Origin of the sequence: Pseudomonas sp. Irchel s3f19 (genome assembly GCF_900187555.1) — a bacterium.
Taxonomy (GTDB): domain Bacteria; phylum Pseudomonadota; class Gammaproteobacteria; order Pseudomonadales; family Pseudomonadaceae; genus Aquipseudomonas; species Aquipseudomonas capeferrum.
The window spans coordinates 557533-578129 of the sequence record NZ_FYDW01000001.1 but is presented as its reverse complement, the minus strand read 5'-3'; the positions used below and the strand labels follow the sequence as shown (position 1 = coordinate 578129).

Sequence of the window (20597 nt, the reverse complement as noted above, 5' to 3'; positions counted from 1 at the left end):
GATGATCGACCTTTTCTTATTGGTGGGGATTGAGGATCAGCATCTGTTCCTCGGTGAAGTAATGCTCATCGCAGTTGTTGCCAGAACCACTGCGATCAACCACCAGGAAATCATCCCGCTTTTCGATCGTCAGCACCGGGTGGTGCCAGACGCCGCGATGGTAATTGATGCCCTGCCTGCCGTTACTGCGGAAGGCGCGGACCAAACCTGATACAGGTGCATCGCCAACGGGCGCGACCACGATCAGAAAGGGGTTGCCGAGCAGCGGGATGAAAGCCTGGCTGCCCAGCGGATGGCGTTCCAGCATGCGTACGGTCAGCGGCATGTCCAGCGCGTCGGCGCGGAAGATGCTGATGATCGCTTTGTCTTCAGGCTCGGCGGTCTCGACCGTGGCGAGCTTGTGAAAGCGCATGGTCGAGCCGTTGTTGATCATGAAGTGGTCACTGCCATCGGTTTCGATCACGTCACCGAACGGGGCGAAGGCTTCTTTGGTCAGGGGCTCGATCATCAGGGTGCGCATGCGGTTATCTCTTCTATGTTCGTTATTCTTGAAAGGGCTCTAACGTTCGTTGCAGCGGTAATTACAGCTGCAGCAGACGGAACAGGGCGATCAGGTTGATCTGCGCCAGGGCTTCCTTGAATTCGGCATCGCTGTCGTTGTGGATGCGTTTTTCGAAAGCGGCGAGGATCTGGTGCCGGTTGCTGCCCTTGACCGCCATGATGAACGGGAACTGGAACTTGGCCTTGTAGGCGTCGTTGAGCTCGGTGAAACGGGCGAACTCTTCGGCGGTGCACTGGTGGATACCGGCGCCGGCCTGCTCGTTGGTGCTCGATTCGGTCAGCTCGCCCTGGATGGCCGCTTTGCCAGCCAGGTCCGGGTGAGCGTTGATCAGCGCCAATTGGTCGGCGTGGCTGGCGCTGAGCAGGATGTCGCTCATACGCTGGTGCAGCGCCTCGACCTCGTCCAACTCGATCAGGTTGCCCAGGCCATAGGCTTTTTCAGCGACCCACGGCGAGTGCTCGTAGATGTCGGCGAAGGCGGCGACGAATGCGTCACGGCCCAGGGTGGAGGGCTTGAGGGTCTTGAAGGCGGTCATCAGGCGTTCTCTTTCTTGTACGGGTGGGTGGCGTGCCAGTGGCGGGCGATGTCCGCGCGACGGGCGAACCAGACCTGGTCATGGCTCTTGGCGTAGTCGACGAAGCGCTTCAGCGCGGCCAGGCGCGCCGGGCGGCCGACCAGGCGGCAGTGCAGGCCGATGGAGAGCATCTTCGGTGCTTCGGCGCCTTCGGCGTAGAGCACATCGAAGGCGTCCTTGAGGTACTGGAAGAACTGCTCGCCGCAGTTGAAGCCCTGTACCTGGGTGAAGCGCATGTCGTTGGTGTCCAGGGTGTAGGGGATCACCAGGTGCGGCTTGCCGGTCGGGTTGTTCGGCTCCCAGTAGGGCAGGTCGTCGTCGTAGGTGTCGCTGTCATAGAGGAAGCCACCTTCCTCCATCACCAGGCGGCGGGTGTTCGGGCCGGTGCGGCCGGTGTACCAGCCCACCGGGCGTTCGCCGGTCAGTTCGGTGAGGATGCGGATGGCCTCGAGCATGTGCTCGCGCTCCTGCGCTTCATCCATGTTCTGGTAGTCGATCCAGCGGTAGCCGTGGCTGCAGATCTCGTGGCCGGCTTCGGCCATGGCGCGGATCACGTCCGGGTGGCGCTGGGCGGCCATGGCCACGGCGAACACGGTCAGCGGCACGCCGCTGTCCTTGAACAGCTTGAGCAGGCGCCACACGCCGGCACGGCTGCCGTATTCATACAGCGATTCCATGCTCATGTTGCGCTGGCCCTGCAACGGCTGGGCAGCCACCATCTCGGACAGGAAGGCTTCGGACTCTTTGTCACCGTGCAGGATGTTGCGCTCGCCACCTTCTTCGTAGTTCAGGACGAAGGACAGTGCAATGCGGGCGTTGCCCGGCCATTGCGGGTGAGGTGGGTTGTTGCCGTAACCGATCAGGTCGCGAGGATAGTCAGCGCTCACTGCAGTCTTCCTTCTTGTGCGTTAGTGCGGGGGTGGGCGGGCCGCGTCGGGATGTCGCACCACCGGATGGGCTGATTGTATACAACTTCTGAAATCTTTTGTAAGCCTGTTTTTCCGCATTTCTTCCCTTTTGTCGCCTGAGAATCCCTTGCAATAAACCTGCCTGGTTGGTCAGCTAATGACGTGGGTGTCGGCATGGCGTCTGTATTTGCGACTGTATGGCGGCTTTAGGGAGGCGGCGACGGATGGGTTCAAAAAATTGTGTACAATTTGGCGATGGAATGTCTTAATAACGCCATTCCCGCACATCGCAGGCCGTTTGGCGTGATGATGGCCGTGTATTTTTTGCCCACAGATTGAACAAGAGGCGACAAGCAATGGGACGTTTGACCACACACGTACTGGATGCCGCGCATGGCTGCCCGGGCAGCTCGATCAAGGTCGAGCTGTATCGCGTCGAAGGCCAGCAGTTGGAGCTGGTTAACACCGCCCTGACCAACAGCGATGGCCGCGTCGATGCGCCGCTGCTGCAGGGTGACGATTACCGTACCGGCGTTTACCAGCTGCAGTTCAGTGCTGGCGCCTACTACCGTGCTCGCGGCGTACAGCTGCCGGACACGGCGTTTCTGGATGTTGTTGTGCTGCGTTTTGGCATCGACGAGCAGCAGGAGCACTACCACGTGCCGCTGCTGATCTCGCCGTATAGCTATTCGACCTATCGCGGAAGCTAGTTGGTCGCTAGAAGAATCTTCGTAGGTCCTTTGGCCCGCTCTCACACTGGCGGGCTTTTTTTCGTCTGGCGGAAAGTGATGGGGGGCGGCTTGGATGTTGTAGTGGCCATGAGATCGAGCGCCGCGGGGGCGGCGCTTGATCTTGAATGCACTGAAACTCTAAAGCCGGGTAATCAATGACTTAAAGGAACACGAACTTGGCAATGAAGATCGCGCACAGCACCCAGAGGCTGGCCGAGATTTCCTTGTACTTGCCAGTGCCCGCCTTCAATGCCACATAGGTGATGAAGCCCAGGGCAATACCGTCGGCGACCGAGAAGGTCAGCGGCATCATGATCACCGTGACGATCGCCGGAATGCTGTCGGTGGCTTCGTCCCAGTGGATATGCGCCATGCTGCCCATCATCAGCATGGCCACGTAGATCAATGCACCCGCAGTGGCATAAGCCGGAATCATCCCGGCCAGCGGCGCGAAGAACATCGCTGCAATGAACAGCAGCCCCACCACCACAGCTGTCAGGCCAGTCCGGCCACCGGCGGCCACGCCTGCGGCACTTTCTACATAGCTGGTGACCGGCGGCACGCCGACCACCGCGCCGAATACGCTGGACGCGCTGTCTGCTTTCAACGCCCGTGACAGGTTTTCGATACGCCCATCAGGCGCCACCAGGTTGGCCCGTTGTGCCACGCCCATCAGGGTGCCGGCGGTGTCGAACATGTGCACGAAGAGGAATGCCAGCACCACGCTGATCATGCTGACGTTGAACACGCCGGCGACATCCATGGCCATCCAGGTCGGCGCCAGGCTCGGTGGCATCGATACCACCCCGCCAAACTTCACCAGGCCAAGCCCCCAGCCGGCGAGGGTGACGCCGATGATGCTGATCAGGATCGCGCCGAATACCCGTTTGTAGCTGAGGATGGCAATCGACAGGAAGCACACCGCCGCCAGCAGTGGGCCGGGTTCATGCAGCGAGCCCAGCTTGATCAGCGTGGCCGGGCTGTCGACGATGATACCTGCGGTCTTCAGGCCGATCAGTCCGAGAAACAATCCGACGCCGGCCCCCATCGCATGGCGCAGGCTCAACGGGATGCTGTTGAGCAGCCACTCGCGCACCTTCGACAAGGTCAGGAACATGAATAGCACGCCCGAGACGAATACCGCGCCCAGTGCCGTTTCCCAGTTGTAGCCCATGGTGCCGACCACGGTGTAGGTGAAGAAGGCGTTCAGGCCCATGCCGGGCGCCAGGCCCACCGGCCAGTTGGCATACAGGCCCATCAGCAGGCAGCCCAGCGCTGCGGCGATGCAGGTGGCGACGAAGGCCGCGCCGTGATCGATGCCGGCGTCGGCCATGATGTTGGGGTTGACGAAGATGATGTAGGCCATGGTGATGAAGGTGGTCACCCCGGCGATCATTTCGGTTTTGACGGTGCTGCCGTGTTGCTTGAGTTTGAAAATCCGTTCCAGCCAGCTCGTTTCGAGCGGTGGGGCGAGATCCAGCGTAGGGGCTTCGGATTTGCGGCTTTCCACAGCGGGTACTCCTCAAGTCTTTCTTGTTGTGTCGGAGCCATTGTCCTGCGCATGCACTTGGCGGCTCCGCGAGGGGAAGGCAGACGCCTGACCATTTTGTTGACTTATGGGTCAGGAAGTCGCACGGTGGATTATGCTTTTGTGTACAAAGAATGCAAATAATGTTTTATCTTTTGTGCGCACAAATGCGCGTACAACGGCTATATATGTGAAAGGCCACCTGCAGAAACGGGTCAGCCTGTGTACAATGGCGCCATACCTTGGTCCTTCATCCCTTTTCAGGACTTGCCAGCCACCCTCTGACACGCGTTACAGTCAAGGTCCGACTGGTGGATCCACGTGCTCGAGTGCCCATGAACGAACAGCTGCAACCTCTGAAAAAACCTGTGCGCACTGGCAAGGCCGGGCGCAGTGGTACCCAGGACGACATCGTCTACGCGCATATTTTCGAGGCGATCCTCGAACAGCGTCTGGCTCCGGGCACCAAGTTGAGCGAGGAAGCGCTGGGCGAGATCTTCGGCGTCAGCCGCACCATCATCCGCCGCGCCCTGTCGCGCCTGGCCCACGAAAGCGTGGTGCTGTTGCGGCCCAACCGTGGTGCGGTGGTGGCCAGCCCGACGGTTGAAGAGGCGCGCCAGGTGTTCTTCTCGCGGCGCATGGTCGAACGCGCCATCACCGAACTGGCCGTGCAGCACGCCACCCTCGACCAGCTCAACGAGCTGCGGCAGATGGTGCGCGAGGAGCGCGACAGCTTCTCGCGCGGCGATCGGGGTGCGGGTATCCGTCTTTCTGGCGAATTCCACCTCAAGCTGGCCGAAGCGGCGGGCAATGCGCCCCTGGTCAGCTTCCAGCGCAGCCTGGTGTCGCAGACCTCGCTGATCATTGCCCAGTACGAAAGCGGCAACCGCTCGCATTGCTCCTATGACGAGCACATGCAGCTGATCGATGCCATCGAAGCGCGTGACGCCGAGCAGGCGGTGAGCTTGATGATGCACCACATGGACCACATCGACAGCAAGCTGAACCTGGACGAGGAGAGTGCTTCGGACGATCTGCATGCGGTGTTCTCGCACCTGCTGAAAAAGCCAAAGGTATCGGCCAAGGGTTGATCGTTTGCCTCGGTAGATGTGGGGTTTTGCAGGCGCGGGCTTGCCCGCTCCTACACATCAGCCAAAGGTCTGCTAAATTCTTGTGAGCAAACCTTCATCAAGCAGTTGGGCTTGCGCATTCGTTGCGTTCAACTTCTTGAGGAATGGATTCATGAGCATGTCCCTCGGTAAACGCATGGGTGCCGAATTGATCGGCACCTTCTGGCTGGTCCTTGGTGGCTGCGGCAGTGCGGTACTCGCAGCCAGTTCCCCCCTCGGTATCGGCGTTCTCGGTGTTGCTTTCGCCTTCGGCCTTACAGTGCTGACCATGGCCTTCGCCATCGGCCACATTTCCGGCTGTCATCTAAACCCTGCCGTATCGTTCGGGCTGGTGGTGGGCGGGCGTTTCCCGGCCAAAGAGCTGCTGCCCTACGTGATCGCTCAGGTGATCGGCGCCATCCTGGCTGCGGGTGTGATCTACCTCATCGCCAGCGGCAAGGCCGGTTTCGAGTTGTCTTCGGGATTGGCTTCAAACGGCTACGCCGACCACTCGCCCGGCGGCTACACACTGGGTGCGGGTTTCATCAGTGAAGTGGTGATGACGGCGATGTTCCTGGTGGTAATCATGGGCGCCACCGACTCCCGCGCCCCAGCAGGTTTCGCGCCGATTGCCATCGGCCTGGCCCTGACTCTGATCCACCTGATCTCCATTCCGGTGACCAATACTTCGGTCAACCCCGCGCGTAGCACGGGGCCGGCACTGTTCGTCGGTGGCTGGGCCCTGCAGCAGCTGTGGCTGTTCTGGCTGGCGCCGCTGATCGGGGCTGCGATCGGCGGCGCGTTGTACCGGGGCCTGGCGAAAGAACCTTAGCGCTGGTGCACGCAACGCCCGGCGGCGTAGGTTTCCCGCACGGTGCGGTCATCGCCCAGGGTGGTGAGCACGAACAGGGTCTCTTCGATGCTGTTGGACTGCTGGATACGGTAGTCCAGCAGCGGCGTGGCCTTGTAGTCGAGCACGACGAAGTCGGCATCGTTGCCGGGGCGCAGGCTGCCGATGCGATCGTCCAGGCGCAGTGCGCGGGCGCCGCCGAGGGTGGCCAGGTACAGCGACTTGTAGGGGTGCAGGCGCGCGCCCTGCAACTGCATGACCTTGTACGCCTCGTTGAGGGTGTTGAGCAGCGAGAAGCTGGTGCCAGCGCCCACGTCGGTGCCCAGGCCCACGTTGACCTTGAAGCGCTCGGCCTGGGGCAGGTTGAACAGGCCGCTACCGAGGAACAGGTTGGACGTCGGGCAGAAGGCCACGGCCGAACCGGTTTCGGCCAGGCGCTGGCACTCGTCGTCGCACAGGTGCACGCCATGGGCGAACACCGAGCGCTCGCCGAGCAGCTCGAAGTGGTCGTACACGTCCAGGTAGCCCTTCTGCTCCGGGAACAGTGACTTGACCCAGTCGATTTCCTTGAGGTTTTCGGACAGGTGCGTGTGCATGTACACGCCTGGGTGCTCCTTGAGCAACTGGCCAGCGAGTGTCAGTTGCTCTGGCGTGCTGGTCGGTGCGAAACGTGGGGTCACTGCGTAGTGCAGGCGGCCCTTGCCGTGCCAGCGTTCGATCAATGCCTTGCTTTCGCTGTAACCGGACTCGGCCGTGTCAGTCAGGTAGTCAGGGGCATTGCGGTCCATCATCACCTTGCCGGCGATCATCCGCAGGTCGAGGCGCTCGGCTTCTTCGAACAAGGCGTTGACCGACTCCGGGTGCACGCTGCCAAACACCAGGGCGGTGGTAGTGCCGTTGCGCAGCAGTTCCTTGAGGAAGATTTTCGCGACCTGGTCGGCATGGCCCTTGTCGGCGAACTGTTTCTCGCACGGGAAGGTGTAGGTGTTGAGCCAGTCCAGCAGCTGTTCGCCGTACGAGCCGATCATGCCGGTCTGTGGGAAGTGGATGTGGGTATCGATGAAGCCTGGGGTGATCAACGCATCCTGGTAATGCACCACTTCGATGCCGGCATCCAGGGTCGGCAGCAGGTCGCTGGCGTGGCCGAGGGCGCTGATGCGGCCATCGTCGACCACCAGCAGGCCGTCTTCGTAGTAAGCGTGGGAGGCGTCAAGGCCGACTTCGGCCGGGTCGGCGATGCTGTGCAGGATGGCGGCACGGTAGGCTTTGCGGGTTGCGGTCATAAAGCGCTCGTCAAATGGCTTGGCTGCGCCGGGAGGGCGGCAGCAACTGGGCAATGGGGCCGGCGTTGGCGGCAGCGTCATGCTGGCCGAAGCAGGCGTTGTAGGTGGCAATGATTTCGCCGGCGATGGACACGGCGATCTCGATCGGCAGCTTGCCCTTGACCTCGGCAATGCCCATCGGGCAGCGCATGCGCGCCATGACGGCATCATCGAAGCCGCGCTCGCGCAGGCGGTGCTCGAACTTGGCCCGTTTGGTCTTCGAGCCGATCAGGCCGAACCAGGTGAAATCATTGCGTTTGAGAATGGCGGCGGTCAGTTCCAGGTCGAGCTGGTGGTTGTGGGTCATGACGATGCAGTAGCTGCCGGCTGGCAGGTCGGCCACTTCGTCGACGGGCTCCTCGTTGACCACCTTGGTCACCCCGTTGGGGATGAGCTCGGGAAATTCCTGTTCGCGCGAATCGATCCAGCGCACCCGGCAGGGCAACGCGGCGAGCAAGGGTACCAGAGCGCGGCCGACATGGCCCGCGCCGAACACCGCGATCTGCGCCTGCACGGCGGCCATTGGCTCGAACAGCAGCACGGTCACGCCGCCGCAGCACTGGCCGAGGCTTGCACCCAGGCTGAAGCGCTCCAGGTGCGGGGTGGTGCGCTGGTCTTCGAGCATTTGCCGGGCGATATGCAGGGCCTTGTATTCCAGGTGGCCGCCGCCGATGGTATCGAACAGCGCGGTGGCGCTGACGACCATTTTCGAGCCGGCGTTACGCGGGGTAGAGCCGCGTTCCTCGATGATGGTCACCAGCACGCAGGGTTCACCGCGGGACTGGTGGTCGGCGAGGGCGTTGATCCATTGGTGCATGATCCAACCTCTCTTCTGTCTACGCGGGCCTTGTGTAGGAGCGGCCTTGCGTCGCGAAAGGGCTGCGCAGCGGCCCCAGGATTTCAGCTTCGCTGCTGAGTTGGCTGGGGCCGCTTCGCGCCCCTTTCGCGACGCAAGGCCGCTCCTACACACACAACGGAGCGCAGGGTCAGTGGCTAACGGTTTCCAGTTCCTGCGATGCAGGCTGCGCGGCGGCCACCGCCTTGCGCATCTGCTCGCAACCCCACAACACCCGCTCTGGCGTTGCCGGGGCATCAACCTGGGGTTGCAGGCGATAGTCGGCAATGCTGGCCACGGCGTCCTTGATCGCGCACCAGGCGGCGATGCCAAGCATGAATGGCGGCTCGCCCACGGCCTTGGAATGGAACACCGTGTCTTCCGGGTTCTTGCGGTTTTCCACCAGCTTCACGCGCAGGTCCAGCGGCATGTCGGCTACCGCCGGCACTTTGTAGCTGGCCGGGCCGTTGGTCATCAACTTGCCCTTGGCATTCCACACCAGCTCCTCGGTGGTCAGCCAGCCCATGCCCTGGATGAAACCGCCTTCCACCTGGCCGATATCGATGGCCGGGTTCAGCGAGGCGCCGACGTCATGCAGGATGTCGGCGCGCAGCATCTTGTACTCGCCCGTCAGGGTGTCGACGACCACTTCCACGCAGGCTGCACCGAAGGCGAAGTAGTAGAACGGCCGGCCGCGAGCCTGGCTGCGGTCGTAGAAAATCTTCGGCGTGCGGTAGAAGCCAGTGCTCGACAGCGACACTTGGGCAAAGTACGCCTGCTGCACCAGTTGCTCGAAGCTGACGATCTGCTCACGCACGCGCACATGGCCGTTGCGGAACTCGACGTCTTCCTCGGTCACCTGGTAATGCCGTGCGGCGAACTCGGTCAGGCGCTTCTTGAGGATTTCGGCGGCGTTCTGCGCGGCCTTGCCGTTCAGGTCGGCGCCGCTGGAAGCCGCGGTAGGCGAGGTGTTGGGGACCTTGTCGGTGTTGGTGGCGGTGATCTGGATGCGGTCGAAGTCGACCTGGAAAATCTGCGCCACCACCTGCGCCACCTTGGTGTTCAGGCCCTGGCCCATCTCGGTGCCGCCGTGGTTCAGGTGGATACTGCCGTCGGTGTAGATGTGGATCAGCGCACCGGCCTGGTTGAGGAAGGTGGCGGTGAACGAGATACCGAACTTGACCGGGGTCAGCGCCAGGCCCTTCTTGAGAATCGGGCTGTTGGCATTGAAGCGGCGAATCGACTCGCGCCGCTCGGCGTAATCGCTGCTGGCCTCAAGCTCGGCGGTCATCTCTTCGAGCATGTTGTGCTCGACGGTCTGGTAGTAGTGGGTGACGTTGCGGTCGGTCTTGCCGTAGTAGTTGGCCTTGCGCACCGCCAGCGGGTCGCGGCCCAGGTGGCGGGCGATATGGTCCATCACCTGCTCGATGGCGACCATGCCCTGCGGGCCGCCAAAGCCGCGGTAGGCGGTGTTGGAGGCGGTGTTGGTCTTGCAGCGGTGGCCATGCACGGTGGCATCGCCCAGGTAGTAGGCGTTGTCGGAGTGGAACATGGCGCGGTCGACGATCGAGCCGGACAGGTCGGGCGAGTAGCCGCAGTTGCCGGCCAGGTCGAAATTGATGCCGTGCAGGCGGCCAGTGTCATCGAAGCCCACGTCGTACTCGACATAGAACGGGTGGCGCTTGCCGGTCATCATCATGTCTTCGACGCGCGGCAGGCGCATCTTGGTTGGCTGGCCGGTCAGGTGCGCAACCACCGCACACAGGCACGCCGGGCTGGCGGCTTGGGTTTCCTTGCCGCCGAAACCACCGCCCATGCGGCGCATGTCGAGGACGATCTTGTTCATCGGCACGTCCAGCACTTCGGCGACCAGCTTCTGCACTTCGGTGGGGTTTTGCGTGGAGCAGTAGACGATCATGCCGCCGTCCTCGGTCGGCATCACCGAGGAAATGTTGGTTTCCAGGTAGAAGTGCTCCTGGCCGCCGATATGCAGGGTGCCTTGCAGGCGGTGCGGGGCGCTGGCCAGGGCGGCGGCGGAGTCACCGCGCTGGTGGGTGTGGCTGTCGAGCACGAAGTGCTTCTTGCGAAACGCTTCGACCACATCCAGTACCGGCTCCAGGTCTTCGTATTCGATGATGGCCGCCATCGCTGCGCGGCGGGCGGTTTCCAGGTCGCGGGCAGCCACGGCGAGCACCGGCTGGCCGAAGAATTCGACCTTGTCGATGGCCAGCAGCGGGTCGCCGGCCACCACCGGGCCGATGTCCTTGAGGCCAGGGATGTCTTCGTGGGTGATGGCGATGCGTACACCCTCGAAGGCATAGCACGGCGTGGTGTCGACACGCAGGATGCGCGCGTGGGCGCGGTCGGCGGTGCGCGCATAGACGTGCAACTGGTTGGGGAATTCCAGGCGGTCATCGATGTACACCGCTTCGCCGGCCACGTGCTTGTCGGCACTGTCGTGCTTGACGCTGCGGCCGACCCCGGTGGTCAGGTCCTGGCTGAACAGTTCGGCCATCTCGGCCTGGCTCTTGGCAACGTGATGGTTAGACATAAGCGGTCACCCGGGTTTCGATGTGCGGTGTTTGCTGTTCGATGAAGTACTTGCGCAGCAGGTTCTGTGCGGTCAGCAGGCGGTACTCCTTGCTGGCGCGGAAGTCGCTGAGCGGGGTGAAGTCTTCGGCCAGCGCCTGGCAGGCGCGCTCGATGCTGGCCTGGTTCCACGCTTTGCCGCGCAGGGCTGCTTCGCAGGCACGTGCACGTTTTGGAATGGCGGCCATGCCGCCGAAGGCGATCCGAACGCCGCTGACCACACCGTTCTCGATGCTCAGGTTGAACGCTGCGCACACGGCGGAAATGTCGTCGTCCAGGCGCTTGGACACTTTATAGGCGCGGAAGGCCCAGTCATCGCTGGCGCGCGGCACGATGATCTTCTCGATGAACTCGCTGTCCTGGCGCGCGGTGATGCGGTAATCGATGAAGTAGTCTTCCAGCGCCAGGGTGCGCTGGCGTTCGCCCTGGCGCAGCACCACCTGGGCATCCAAGGCAATCAGCAGGGGCGGCGAGTCGCCAATCGGCGAGGCGTTGCCGATATTGCCGCCCAAGGTGCCTTGGTTGCGGATCTGCAACGAGGCAAACCGGTGCAGCAGGCCGCCGAAGTCGGGGTACTCGGCATTGAGCGCTTCATAGCAGTCGGTGAGCGGGGTGGCCGCGCCGATTTCCAGGTGGCTGGCGGTCTTGTCGATGCGCTTGAGCTCGGCCACGTGGCCGACATAGATCATCACCGGGAGCGTCTTGTGGAACTGGGTCACTTCCAGTGCCAGGTCGGTACCACCGGCCAGCAGGCGTGCTTCGGGGTGCGAGCTGTACAGGTCGGCCAGGTCAGCCACGGTCAACGGCACCAGGCAGCGCTTGTCGCCACTGTTGAGCTCGCCGGTCTGGGTCGGCGCGATGGCCTTGAGGCGGCTGATGGTCTGGGCTTGCTGGGCATCGAACTGGTCGCGGCAAGGCTGGCGGCAGCTTTGCTCGGCAGCATCGAGGATCGGCCGGTAGCCGGTGCAGCGGCACAGGTTGCCGGCCAGGGCTTCCTGGGCCAGGTGCAGGTCGGGGCCTTGGCTGTTTTTCTGCAGGGCGAACAGCGACATGACGAAGCCTGGGGTGCAGAAGCCGCATTGCGAACCATGGCAGTCGGCCATGGCTTTTTGCACGCTGTGCAGTTCGCCCTGGTGCTTGAGGCCTTCGACGCTGATCAACTGCTTGCCATGCAGCGAAGACACGAAGGTCAGGCACGAATTGAGGCTGCGGTAGCGCAGGGTGTCCTGGCCCTGGTCGTCCTGGGTCAGTTCGCCGACCACCACGGTGCATGCACCGCAGTCACCACTGGCACAGCCTTCCTTGGTGCCGGGTTTGCCCAGGTGCTCGCGCAGGTATTGCAGCACCGTCATGTTCGGGTCCAGGGCGTGCTCATTACGCAGCTCCTGGTTGACGAGAAACTGGATCACGGGGGTGGCCTCGCAATGGTTTTATTGTTGTTGGGCGGACAATAAGCAGACCTGACGAACTGGTCAATATTTTTCTGACTCAAAGGTCAGGAAAATGCGCATCTCTACACCCGGCCGAACACATTGCCTTTACTACAAGCATAGATCGCGCCGGGCAGGCGGCTGTCTGGCAGGCCAAATAAAGCGCAAGGCCCCTCTGCGCGAGTGCCGGTCAAGTACGCTACAATCCGCCCCTTGTGCCCAGTTCAATGATTTTGAAGGAAAACCATGACGTTCAAGGCCCCGGACAGCCTCTCCGAGCAGATTGCCGATTACCTGGCCGAACGCATCATCCGCGGCGAGCTGGCGCCAGGCGAGCGCATCCAGGAGCAAAAGGTCACCCAGGCGCTGAATGTCAGCCGCGGTTCGGTGCGTGAGGCACTATTGATCCTCGAACGTCGGCATCTGGTCGCGATCTTGCCGCGTCGTGGCGCTCATGTGACCAAGCTGGACGAGCGCAGCGTGCGCAGCCTGTGCAACTTGATGGGCGAGTTCTACATCCTGCTGGGCAACGCCGTTGCACAAAAATGGCGCCTTGAGGCCGACCTGCGCCCGTTTCTGGAGATCCAGCAGCGCCTGCAGCTAGCCCGCGACAAACGGGACATCAAGGTGTTCGTTGCCGAAAGCTTCGCGGTGATGCGGGCGGCCTATCCGTTCGCCGACAACCCTTACCTGCAGGAAACCGTAGAAAACCTGCAGCCGGCCATGAGCCGCGCCTACTACTTGGCCCTGGACCAGCGCCAGGCCAGCACCGACGACTACCTGCAGCTGTTCGCCTGCCTGCTCGAGGCCGTGGTCTCGCGCGACCTGCCGCGCATCCGCGAGGTGCTCACCGCTTACTGCCAGCGCAGCTGTGAACTGGTGCTGGCGGCGTTGGCCCGGGCCTGACCATGCGCCTCAAATGCATTCGCCTGGCCGGGTTCAAGTCGTTCGTCGACCCGACCACGGTCAACTTCCCCAGCAACATGGCGGCCGTGGTCGGCCCCAACGGTTGCGGCAAGTCCAACATCATCGACGCGGTGCGCTGGGTGATGGGCGAGAGCTCGGCGAAAAACCTGCGCGGCGAGTCGATGACCGACGTCATCTTCAACGGCTCCACCAGCCGCAAGCCGGTCAGCCAGGCCAGCATCGAGCTGGTGTTCGACAACAGCGACAACACCCTGGTAGGTGAATACGCGGCCTACGCCGAGATTTCCATCCGCCGCAAGGTGACCCGCGACGCGCAGAACAGCTACTACCTCAACGGCGCCAAATGCCGTCGCCGCGATATCACCGATATCTTCCTCGGCACCGGCCTTGGGCCGCGCAGCTACTCGATCATCGAGCAGGGCATGATCTCCAAGCTGATCGAAGCCAAGCCCGAGGAGCTGCGCAACTTCATCGAGGAGGCGGCGGGCATCTCCAAGTACAAGGAGCGCCGTCGCGAAACCGAAAACCGCATCCGCCGCACCCAGGAAAACCTGGCGCGCCTGACCGACCTGCGCGACGAGCTGGAGCGCCAGCTCGAACGCTTGCACCGCCAGGCCCAGGCCGCCGAGAAGTACCGCGAGTACAAGGCCCAGGAACGCCAGCTCAAGGCGCGCCTGTCGGCCCTGCGCTGGCGCGACCTGGACGAACGCGTACGCCAGCGCGAAGCGGTGATCGGCGACCAGGATGTGTCCCACGAGGCGTTGGTGGCCGAGCAGCGCAACGCCGACGCCAGCATCGAGCGCCTGCGCGATGGCCATCACGAATTGTCCGAACGCTTCAACCAGGTACAAGGCCGCTTCTATTCGGTGGCAGGCGACATCGCCCGGGTCGAGCAGAGCATCCAGCACGGCCAACAGCGCCTGCGCCAATTGCAGGACGACTTCAAGGAAGCCGAGCGCACGCGCCTGGAGACCGAGTCGCACCTAGGCCATGACCGCACCCTGCTGGCTACCCTTGGCGAAGAGCTGGCCATGCTGGTGCCTGAGCAGGAAATGACCCTGGCGGCCGCCGAAGAGGCCGCCGCCACCCTCGAAGAAGCCGAGCTGGGCATGCACGGCTGGCAAGAGCAGTGGGACACCTTCAACACCCGCTCCGCCGAGCCCCGGCGCCAGGCGGAAGTGCAGCAGGCGCGCCTGCAGCAGCTGGAAACCAGCCTGGAGCGCTTGGCGGAGCGCCAGCGCAAGCTGGCTGAAGAGCGCGACCTGTTGGGCGCCGAGCCACAGGATGCCGCCCTGCTCGAACTGGCCGAACAGTTGGCCAGTAGCGAAATGCTGCTGGACGAGTTGCAGGGGGCCGAAGAGCAAGTGGTCGAGCGCCTCGAAGGCACGCGCGAGCAATTGCAGCAGGCCACCCAGGCGCAACAGCAGGCGCAGGGCGACCTGCAGCGTCTGGGTGGTCGCCTGGCATCGTTGGAGGCCTTGCAGCAGGCTGCGCTGGAGCCTGGCGTGGGCGCCGCAGACTGGTTGCGCGAGCAAGGCTTGGCGCAGCGCCCCCGCCTGGCGGAAGGGCTGCGGGTCGAGCCGGGCTGGGAGCTGGCAGTAGAAACGGTGCTTGGCGCCGACCTGCAGGCGGTGCTGGTCGATGACTTCAACAACCTCGATTTCGCCGACCTGGAGCAAGGCGAGTTGCGCTTGCTGCTGGCCGGCGGCGAGGGTGCGCGGCTGGCGGGCAGCCTGCTGGACAAGGTCGAAGGGCGTACCGACCTGACGCCCTGGCTGGGGCAGGTAAAGCCGGTCGATGACCTGGCCCAGGCGCTGGCGCTGCGGGCCACCCTGAATGAAGGGCAAAGCCTGGTCAGCCGTGACGGTTACTGGGTGGGCCGGCATTTTTTGCGGGTCAGCCGAGGTGGCGAAGCCGAAGGCGGGGTGTTGGCCCGCGGCCAGGAAATCGAACGCCTGGGCCAGGAGCAGTTGGAGCAGCAAACCGCCCTGGAGCATATTGAGCAACAGCTTCAAGGCCTGCGCGAGCAGCAGTTGGGCTTTGAAGAGCAGCGCGAGCAGTTGCGCCGCCGTACCCAGGAAGAGAGCCGCCAGCATGGCGAGTTCAAGGCCAGCCTGTCGGCCAGCCGTGCCCGTGCCGAGCAAGTCGAATTGCGCCGCCGCCGTCTGCAGGAAGAACTGACCGAACTGCAGGAGCAGCGCGCCCTGGAACACGAGCAACTGGGCGAGGCGCGGCTGGTGCTGCAGGAAGCCCTGGACCTCATGGCCCAGGACACCGAACAGCGCGAGCAGTTGATGGCCCGTCGCGATACCCTGCGCGAAGGCCTCGATCGCGTTCGCCAGGAGGCGCGCCAGCACAAGGACCATGCCCACCAGCTGGCCGTGCGCCTGGGCTCGCTGCGCGCCCAGCATGACTCCACCCGTCAGGCCCTGGAGCGCTTGGAGCAGCAGGCCGCACGCCTGACCGAGCGCCAGGAGCAACTGAGCCTGAACCTGGAGGAGGGCGAAGCACCCCTCGAAGAGTTGCGCCTGAAGCTCGAAGAGCTGCTGGAGCGGCGCATGAGCGTCGACGAGGAAATGCGCCAGGCCCGCCTGCACATGGACGAGGCCGACCGTGCACTGCGCGACGCCGAAAAACGCCGCAGCCAGGCCGAGCAGCAAGCCCAACTGCTGCGCGGCCAGCTGGAGCAGCTGCGTTTGGAGTGCCAGGGCCTGGATGTGCGGCGCAAGACCCTGCAAGAGCAATTGCTGGCCGACGGTTACGACCTGCAAGGCGTGCTTGCCACGCTCGAAGCCGACGACAGCGAACAGGGCACCGAGCAGGCGCTGGAACAGACCGAGGCGCGTATCCAGCGCCTGGGCGCGATCAACCTGGCAGCGATCGAAGAATACGAGCAACAGTCCGAGCGCAAGCGCTACCTGGACGCGCAGAACGCCGACCTGGTCGAAGCGCTGGAGACCCTCGAAAACGTCATCCGCAAGATCGACAAGGAAACCCGCAACCGCTTCAAAGATACCTTTGATCAGATAAATGCTGGATTACAGGCACTTTTTCCAAAAGTTTTCGGTGGTGGCAGCGCTTATCTGGAACTGACGGGCGAAGATCTACTCGATACAGGGGTGACGATCATGGCGCGACCACCGGGCAAGAAGAACAGCACCATCCATTTGCTGTCCGGTGGCGAGAAGGCACTGACCGCCCTGGCGCTGGTTTTTGCCATTTTCAAGTTGAACCCCGCACCGTTCTGCATGCTCGACGAGGTCGATGCGCCGCTGGACGATGCCAACGTCGGGCGTTACGCGCGGCTGGTGAAGGAAATGAGTGAGAGCGTGCAGTTCATCTACATCACGCATAACAAGATTGCCATGGAGATGGCGGATCAATTGATGGGGGTGACCATGCACGAGCCCGGCTGCTCCCGCCTGGTGGCGGTGGATGTGGAGGAGGCGATGGCAATGGTCGACGCCTGATGAGCGAAGATAGGGCACATTCTGTAGTGAAATGGCCCCGTCATGTGCGACAGACGGTGTAAAGTTCTCTTTGGTCGTGCTAGCTTAATGTCACTCGTTTTTTGCGTGGGTAAAACGCCTGTCAGAACATAGAGTTGGCGCCACGTGTTAAAGGGCTTTGAACCCTTTGTTTTCAAGCATAATTTTATAGAGGCACGGGATTACATGGAAATCGGTCTGCGCGAGTGGCTGATCCTCATCGGCATCATTGTCATTGCCGGTATTCTTTTCGACGGCTGGCGCCGCATGCGCGGCGGAAAAGGCAAGTTGAAATTCCGCCTGGATCGCAGTTATACCAACGCCCCCGACGAAGAGGGCGGTGCCGAAGTGCTCGGCCCGTCGCGGGTGTTGGATAACCATAAAGAGCCAGAACTGGACGAGAGCGACCTGCCCTCGCTCAGTGCGTCGTCGCGTGATCGCGAGCGCGAGCCCAAGCCGGTCAAGGCCAGCAAACGTGGCAAACGTGCCGCAGAAGTGCCGCAGGGTGACTTGAACCTGGTGGCCGAGTCGCGTGAGCCTGACCTGTTTGCCGATGCCGATGATGACTTTGCTGCCGACAACAACCGCAACAGCGGTGCGTCGTCCGCCAACAACACGGTCAAGGAATTGCCCCCCGCTGAAGAAGTGCTGGTGATCAGCGTTATCTCCCGCGACGAGGGTGGCTTCAAAGGGCCGGCGTTGCTGCAGAACATTCTCGAGAGCGGCCTGCGTTTTGGCGAGATGGACATCTTCCACCGCCACGAGAGCATGGCCGGCCACGGCGAAGTGCTGTTCTCCATGGCCAACGCGGTGAAGCCCGGCATTTTCGACCTGGACGATATCGACCACTTCAGCACCCGTGCGGTGAGCTTCTTCCTGGGCCTGCCGGGCCCGCGTCATCCGAAGCAGGCGTTCGACGTGATGGTTGCAGCGGCGCGCAAGTTGGCCCATGAGCTCAATGGTGAACTCAAGGATGATCAGCGCAGCGTGCTGACCGCCCAGACCATCGAGCATTACCGCCAGCGCATCGTCGAGTTCGAGCGCCGCGCGCTGACCCAGAAGCGCTGATAGATCCAGACAAAGAGCAGCCTGCGGGCGCGCTGGTCGGTTCAGGTTTTGAGTGTGCCTGTACCGACCCTTTCGCGGGTCAAGCCCGCTCCCACAGGTACACCGTAAGCCTTGCAGGCAGTGGTGTACCTGTGGGAGCGGGCTTGACCCGCGAAAGGGTCGGCATTGACAACCTCAAACCCTGTTCTGGCACGGTGCCCCAAGGCTGCTTTTTGCTTTGCAAGAGACCCTGACCCATGAACGCCGAATCCCGAATCCACGCCCTGCGCGCCGAACTCGACCAGCACAACTACCGCTACTACGTGCTCGATGAGCCCAGCGTCCCCGATGCCGAATACGACCGCCTGTTCAACGAACTCAAGGCGCTAGAGGCTGAGCACCCGCACCTGGTGACGCCCGACTCGCCAACCCAGCGCGTCGGCGGTCAGGCCTTGGCCGCGTTCAGCCAGGTGCGTCACGAAGTGCCCATGCTCAGCCTGGGCAACGCCTTCGAAGAAGCCGACCTGCGTGAATTCGGCCGTCGTGTGGTCGACGGCCTCGACCAGCCAGGTGCGGTCGACTTCAGCTGCGAACCCAAGCTCGATGGCCTGGCTGTGAGCCTGCTGTACCGTGACGGCCAATTGGTGCAGGGCGCTACCCGCGGCGACGGCACGACCGGTGAAGACATCAGTGCCAACGTGCGCACCGTGCGCAACATCCCGCTAAAGCTCCAGGGCGAAGGCTGGCCGGCGGTGCTGGAAGTGCGTGGCGAGGTGTACATGAGCAAGGCCGGTTTCGACCGGCTCAATGCGGCCCAGGCAGAGGCGGGCGGCAAGACCTTCGCCAACCCGCGTAACGCCGCGGCCGGTAGCCTGCGCCAGCTGGACTCGAAAATCACCGCCAGTCGCCCGCTGGAGTTCTGCTGCTACGGTGTAGGTCAGGTGTCCGAAAGCATCGGCGACAGCCACATTGGCATCCTCGAACAGCTCAAGGCCTGGGGCCTGCCGATCAGCCGTGAGCTCAGGCATGCCGCCGGCATCGAAGAATGCCTGGCGTACTACCGCGACATCGGCGAGCGCCGCAACAGCCTGCCTTACGAAATCGACGGTGTGGTGTTCAAGGTCAACAGCCTGGCGTCCCAGCGTGAGCTGGGCTTCCGCGCCCGCGAGCCGCGCTGGGCGATTGCCCACAAGTTCCCGGCCATGGAAGAGCTGACCGAAGTGCTGGATGTCGAATTCCAGGTCGGCCGCACTGGGGCGGTAACCCCTGTAGCGCGTCTGAAGCCGGTCAAGGTGGCCGGTGTGACCGTGTCCAACGCCACCCTGCACAACATGGACGAAATCGCCCGCCTGGGCCTGCGCATCGGCGATACGGTCATCATTCGCCGGGCCGGTGATGTCATCCCGCAAGTCATGCAAGTGGTGCTCGAGCGCCGCCCCGAAGATGCCCGCCCGGTCGAAGTGCCGAGCGAGTGCCCGGTGTGTGGCTCGCAGGTCGAGCGTACCCAGCTGGTCAAGCGCAGCAAGGGCAAGGAAACCACCAGCGAAGGCGCGGTGTACCGTTGCGTCGGCCGCCTGGCCTGTGGCGCCCAGCTCAAGCAGGCGATCATTCACTACGTTTCGCGCCGCGCGATGGACATCGACGGCCTGGGCGAGAAGAGTGTCGAGCAGTTGGTGGACGAAGGGTTGATCGGCTCGCCGGCGGACCTGTACAAGTTGGAATTCGACCAGATCGTCGGCCTGGAAGGGTTTGCCGAGGTGTCCAGCAAGAAGCTGCTGGATGCCATCGAAGCCAGCAAGCGCCCGAGCCTGGCGCGTTTCATCTATGCCCTGGGTATTCCGGATGTGGGTGAAGAGACTGCCAAGGTGCTGGCGCGCTCGCTGGGCACGCTGGAGCGGGTGCAGCAGGCCCTGCCGCAGGTGCTGACCTACCTGCCGGACATCGGCCTTGAAGTGGCTTACGAGATCCACAACTTCTTTGAAGACGAACACAACTGCAAGGTCATCGAGCAGTTGCTGGCCTGCGGCATGCAGTTGCAGGACGAAGGCGACCTGGCCGCCGAGTTTGCTGCCAGCACGACCCTGGCTGGGATGATCGCCAAGCTCGACATTCCCTCGGTCGGCCCGACCGGCGCTGAAAAGCTGGTGGCCAAGCTCGATAGCCTGGACAAGATCATCGCTGCCGATGGCATCGACTTGCGCCAGGCCTTGGCGGCCAAGCAGGCCGAGGCGGTGCGCGAGTTCTTCAAGGACGAAGCGAACCAGAAGCTGGCGCGGGCCATCGAGGCCCAGTTGCTGGCGTTCGGCATGCACTGGCACAGCGAGAAGAAAGTCGCCGAAGGGCTGCCGTTGGCGGGGCAGACCTGGGTGTTGACCGGCACCCTGGAGCGCATGAGCCGCGACATTGCCAAGGAGAAGCTGGAAAGCCTCGGCGCCAAGGTTGCCGGTTCCGTTTCCGGCAAGACCCACTGCGTGGTCGCCGGCCCAGGCGCGGGCTCCAAGCTGGCCAAGGCCAGTGAGCTGGGGGTGAAGGTGCTGGACGAAGACGCGTTCATTGCCTTCCTCGGCGAGCAAGGCATCACCCTCTGACCCTGCGCGGACCTTGTAGGAGCGGCCTTGCGTCGCGAAAGGGGCGCGAAGCGGCCCCAGCAATCTCTGCGGCGAAGCTGAAATCCAGGGGCCGCTTCGCGCCCCTTTC

General features: G+C 63.0%; 15 protein-coding genes. 7 read left to right on the top strand and 8 right to left on the bottom strand.

Going from position 1 to position 20597, the window contains the following annotated elements; all coding sequences use genetic code 11:
* Nucleotides 1-16 precede the first annotated feature (16 nt).
* The 3 genes from CKW22_RS02570 to puuE form a co-directional block, all read right to left on the bottom strand.
* Entirely contained in the window at nt 17-520 is a 504-nt protein-coding gene (locus CKW22_RS02570; RefSeq protein WP_027592958.1) for an ureidoglycolate lyase, read from the bottom strand.
* 61 nt (nt 521-581) lie between these two features.
* Nucleotides 582-1097, bottom strand: coding sequence for a 2-oxo-4-hydroxy-4-carboxy-5-ureidoimidazoline decarboxylase (uraD, locus tag CKW22_RS02565; RefSeq protein WP_033699383.1), 516 nt, complete (start codon nt 1095-1097; stop codon nt 582-584).
* Nucleotides 1097-2023, bottom strand: coding sequence for an allantoinase PuuE (puuE, locus tag CKW22_RS02560; RefSeq protein ID WP_019471481.1), 927 nt, complete (start codon nt 2021-2023; stop codon nt 1097-1099). The genes uraD and puuE overlap by 1 nt, the downstream gene beginning before the upstream one ends.
* Nucleotides 2024-2400: 377 nt before the next feature.
* On the opposite strand from puuE, the gene uraH reads away from it, so the two are divergent.
* Nucleotides 2401-2754, top strand: a complete 354-nt coding sequence (uraH, locus tag CKW22_RS02555; RefSeq protein ID WP_008091641.1) for a hydroxyisourate hydrolase — start codon at nt 2401-2403, stop codon at nt 2752-2754.
* Nucleotides 2755-2935: 181 nt separating this feature from the next.
* On the opposite strand, the gene CKW22_RS02550 is transcribed toward uraH, so the two are convergent.
* The gene (locus CKW22_RS02550; protein ID WP_047583647.1) at nt 2936-4285 is read right to left on the bottom strand and encodes an NCS2 family permease; all 1350 of its coding nucleotides are present in this window, start codon (nt 4283-4285) and stop codon (nt 2936-2938) included.
* Nucleotides 4286-4638: 353 nt separating this feature from the next.
* Here CKW22_RS02550 and CKW22_RS02545 point away from each other — a divergent pair, with 353 nt between their 5' ends.
* Nucleotides 4639-5394: a GntR family transcriptional regulator gene (locus CKW22_RS02545; RefSeq protein ID WP_047583646.1), complete on the top strand. Its 756-nt coding sequence runs from the start codon at nt 4639-4641 to the stop codon at nt 5392-5394.
* Nucleotides 5395-5545: 151 nt separating this feature from the next.
* Nucleotides 5546-6244, top strand: a complete 699-nt coding sequence (gene aqpZ / locus CKW22_RS02540) for an aquaporin Z (RefSeq protein WP_033699378.1) — start codon at nt 5546-5548, stop codon at nt 6242-6244.
* Here the strand turns inward: aqpZ and guaD are convergent.
* The 4 genes from guaD to xdhA all read right to left on the bottom strand — a co-directional run bounded on the left by guaD (nt 6241) and on the right by xdhA (nt 12417).
* Entirely contained in the window at nt 6241-7545 is a 1305-nt protein-coding gene (gene guaD / locus CKW22_RS02535) for a guanine deaminase (protein ID WP_033699377.1), read from the bottom strand. The two genes, aqpZ and guaD, sit on opposite strands and share 4 nt — an antisense overlap.
* Nucleotides 7546-7555: 10 nt before the next feature.
* Complete coding sequence (gene xdhC / locus CKW22_RS02530) at nt 7556-8401, bottom strand: xanthine dehydrogenase accessory protein XdhC (RefSeq protein ID WP_095063711.1); 846 nt, start codon at nt 8399-8401, stop codon at nt 7556-7558.
* A gap of 169 nt (nt 8402-8570) precedes the next feature.
* Complete coding sequence (gene xdhB, locus CKW22_RS02525; protein ID WP_033699375.1) at nt 8571-10970, bottom strand: xanthine dehydrogenase molybdopterin binding subunit; 2400 nt, start codon at nt 10968-10970, stop codon at nt 8571-8573.
* Nucleotides 10963-12417 (bottom strand): xanthine dehydrogenase small subunit, encoded by a 1455-nt coding sequence (gene xdhA, locus CKW22_RS02520; RefSeq protein ID WP_033699373.1) that lies wholly within the window; start codon nt 12415-12417, stop codon nt 10963-10965. Before xdhA ends, xdhB begins: the two co-directional genes overlap by 8 nt.
* Before the next feature lie 267 nt (nt 12418-12684).
* Between xdhA and CKW22_RS02515 the strand changes: the two genes are divergently transcribed.
* The 4 genes from CKW22_RS02515 to ligA all read left to right on the top strand — a co-directional run bounded on the left by CKW22_RS02515 (nt 12685) and on the right by ligA (nt 20488).
* The gene (locus CKW22_RS02515) at nt 12685-13344 is read left to right on the top strand and encodes a GntR family transcriptional regulator (protein WP_033699372.1); all 660 of its coding nucleotides are present in this window, start codon (nt 12685-12687) and stop codon (nt 13342-13344) included.
* 2 nt (nt 13345-13346) lie between these two features.
* Complete coding sequence (smc, locus tag CKW22_RS02510) at nt 13347-16835, top strand: chromosome segregation protein SMC (protein WP_095063710.1); 3489 nt, start codon at nt 13347-13349, stop codon at nt 16833-16835.
* A gap of 204 nt (nt 16836-17039) precedes the next feature.
* Nucleotides 17040-17921 (top strand): cell division protein ZipA, encoded by an 882-nt coding sequence (zipA, locus tag CKW22_RS02505; protein WP_095063709.1) that lies wholly within the window; start codon nt 17040-17042, stop codon nt 17919-17921.
* A gap of 236 nt (nt 17922-18157) precedes the next feature.
* Entirely contained in the window at nt 18158-20488 is a 2331-nt protein-coding gene (ligA, locus tag CKW22_RS02500; protein WP_095063708.1) for an NAD-dependent DNA ligase LigA, read from the top strand.
* Nucleotides 20489-20597: the final 109 nt, after the last annotated feature.

Coding starts and splice junctions, on each gene's coding strand:
- zipA (WP_095063709.1), top strand. CDS start 17,040: ATGGAAATCGGTCTGCGCGAGTGGCTGATCCTCATCGGCATCATTGTC.
- CKW22_RS02570 (WP_027592958.1), bottom strand. CDS start 520: ATGCGCACCCTGATGATCGAGCCCCTGACCAAAGAAGCCTTCGCCCCG.
- xdhC (WP_095063711.1), bottom strand. CDS start 8,401: ATGCACCAATGGATCAACGCCCTCGCCGACCACCAGTCCCGCGGTGAA.
- xdhB (WP_033699375.1), bottom strand. CDS start 10,970: ATGTCTAACCATCACGTTGCCAAGAGCCAGGCCGAGATGGCCGAACTG.
- uraH (WP_008091641.1), top strand. CDS start 2,401: ATGGGACGTTTGACCACACACGTACTGGATGCCGCGCATGGCTGCCCG.
- CKW22_RS02545 (WP_047583646.1), top strand. CDS start 4,639: ATGAACGAACAGCTGCAACCTCTGAAAAAACCTGTGCGCACTGGCAAG.
- uraD (WP_033699383.1), bottom strand. CDS start 1,097: ATGACCGCCTTCAAGACCCTCAAGCCCTCCACCCTGGGCCGTGACGCA.
- CKW22_RS02515 (WP_033699372.1), top strand. CDS start 12,685: ATGACGTTCAAGGCCCCGGACAGCCTCTCCGAGCAGATTGCCGATTAC.
- smc (WP_095063710.1), top strand. CDS start 13,347: ATGCGCCTCAAATGCATTCGCCTGGCCGGGTTCAAGTCGTTCGTCGAC.
- aqpZ (WP_033699378.1), top strand. CDS start 5,546: ATGAGCATGTCCCTCGGTAAACGCATGGGTGCCGAATTGATCGGCACC.
- ligA (WP_095063708.1), top strand. CDS start 18,158: ATGAACGCCGAATCCCGAATCCACGCCCTGCGCGCCGAACTCGACCAG.
- guaD (WP_033699377.1), bottom strand. CDS start 7,545: ATGACCGCAACCCGCAAAGCCTACCGTGCCGCCATCCTGCACAGCATC.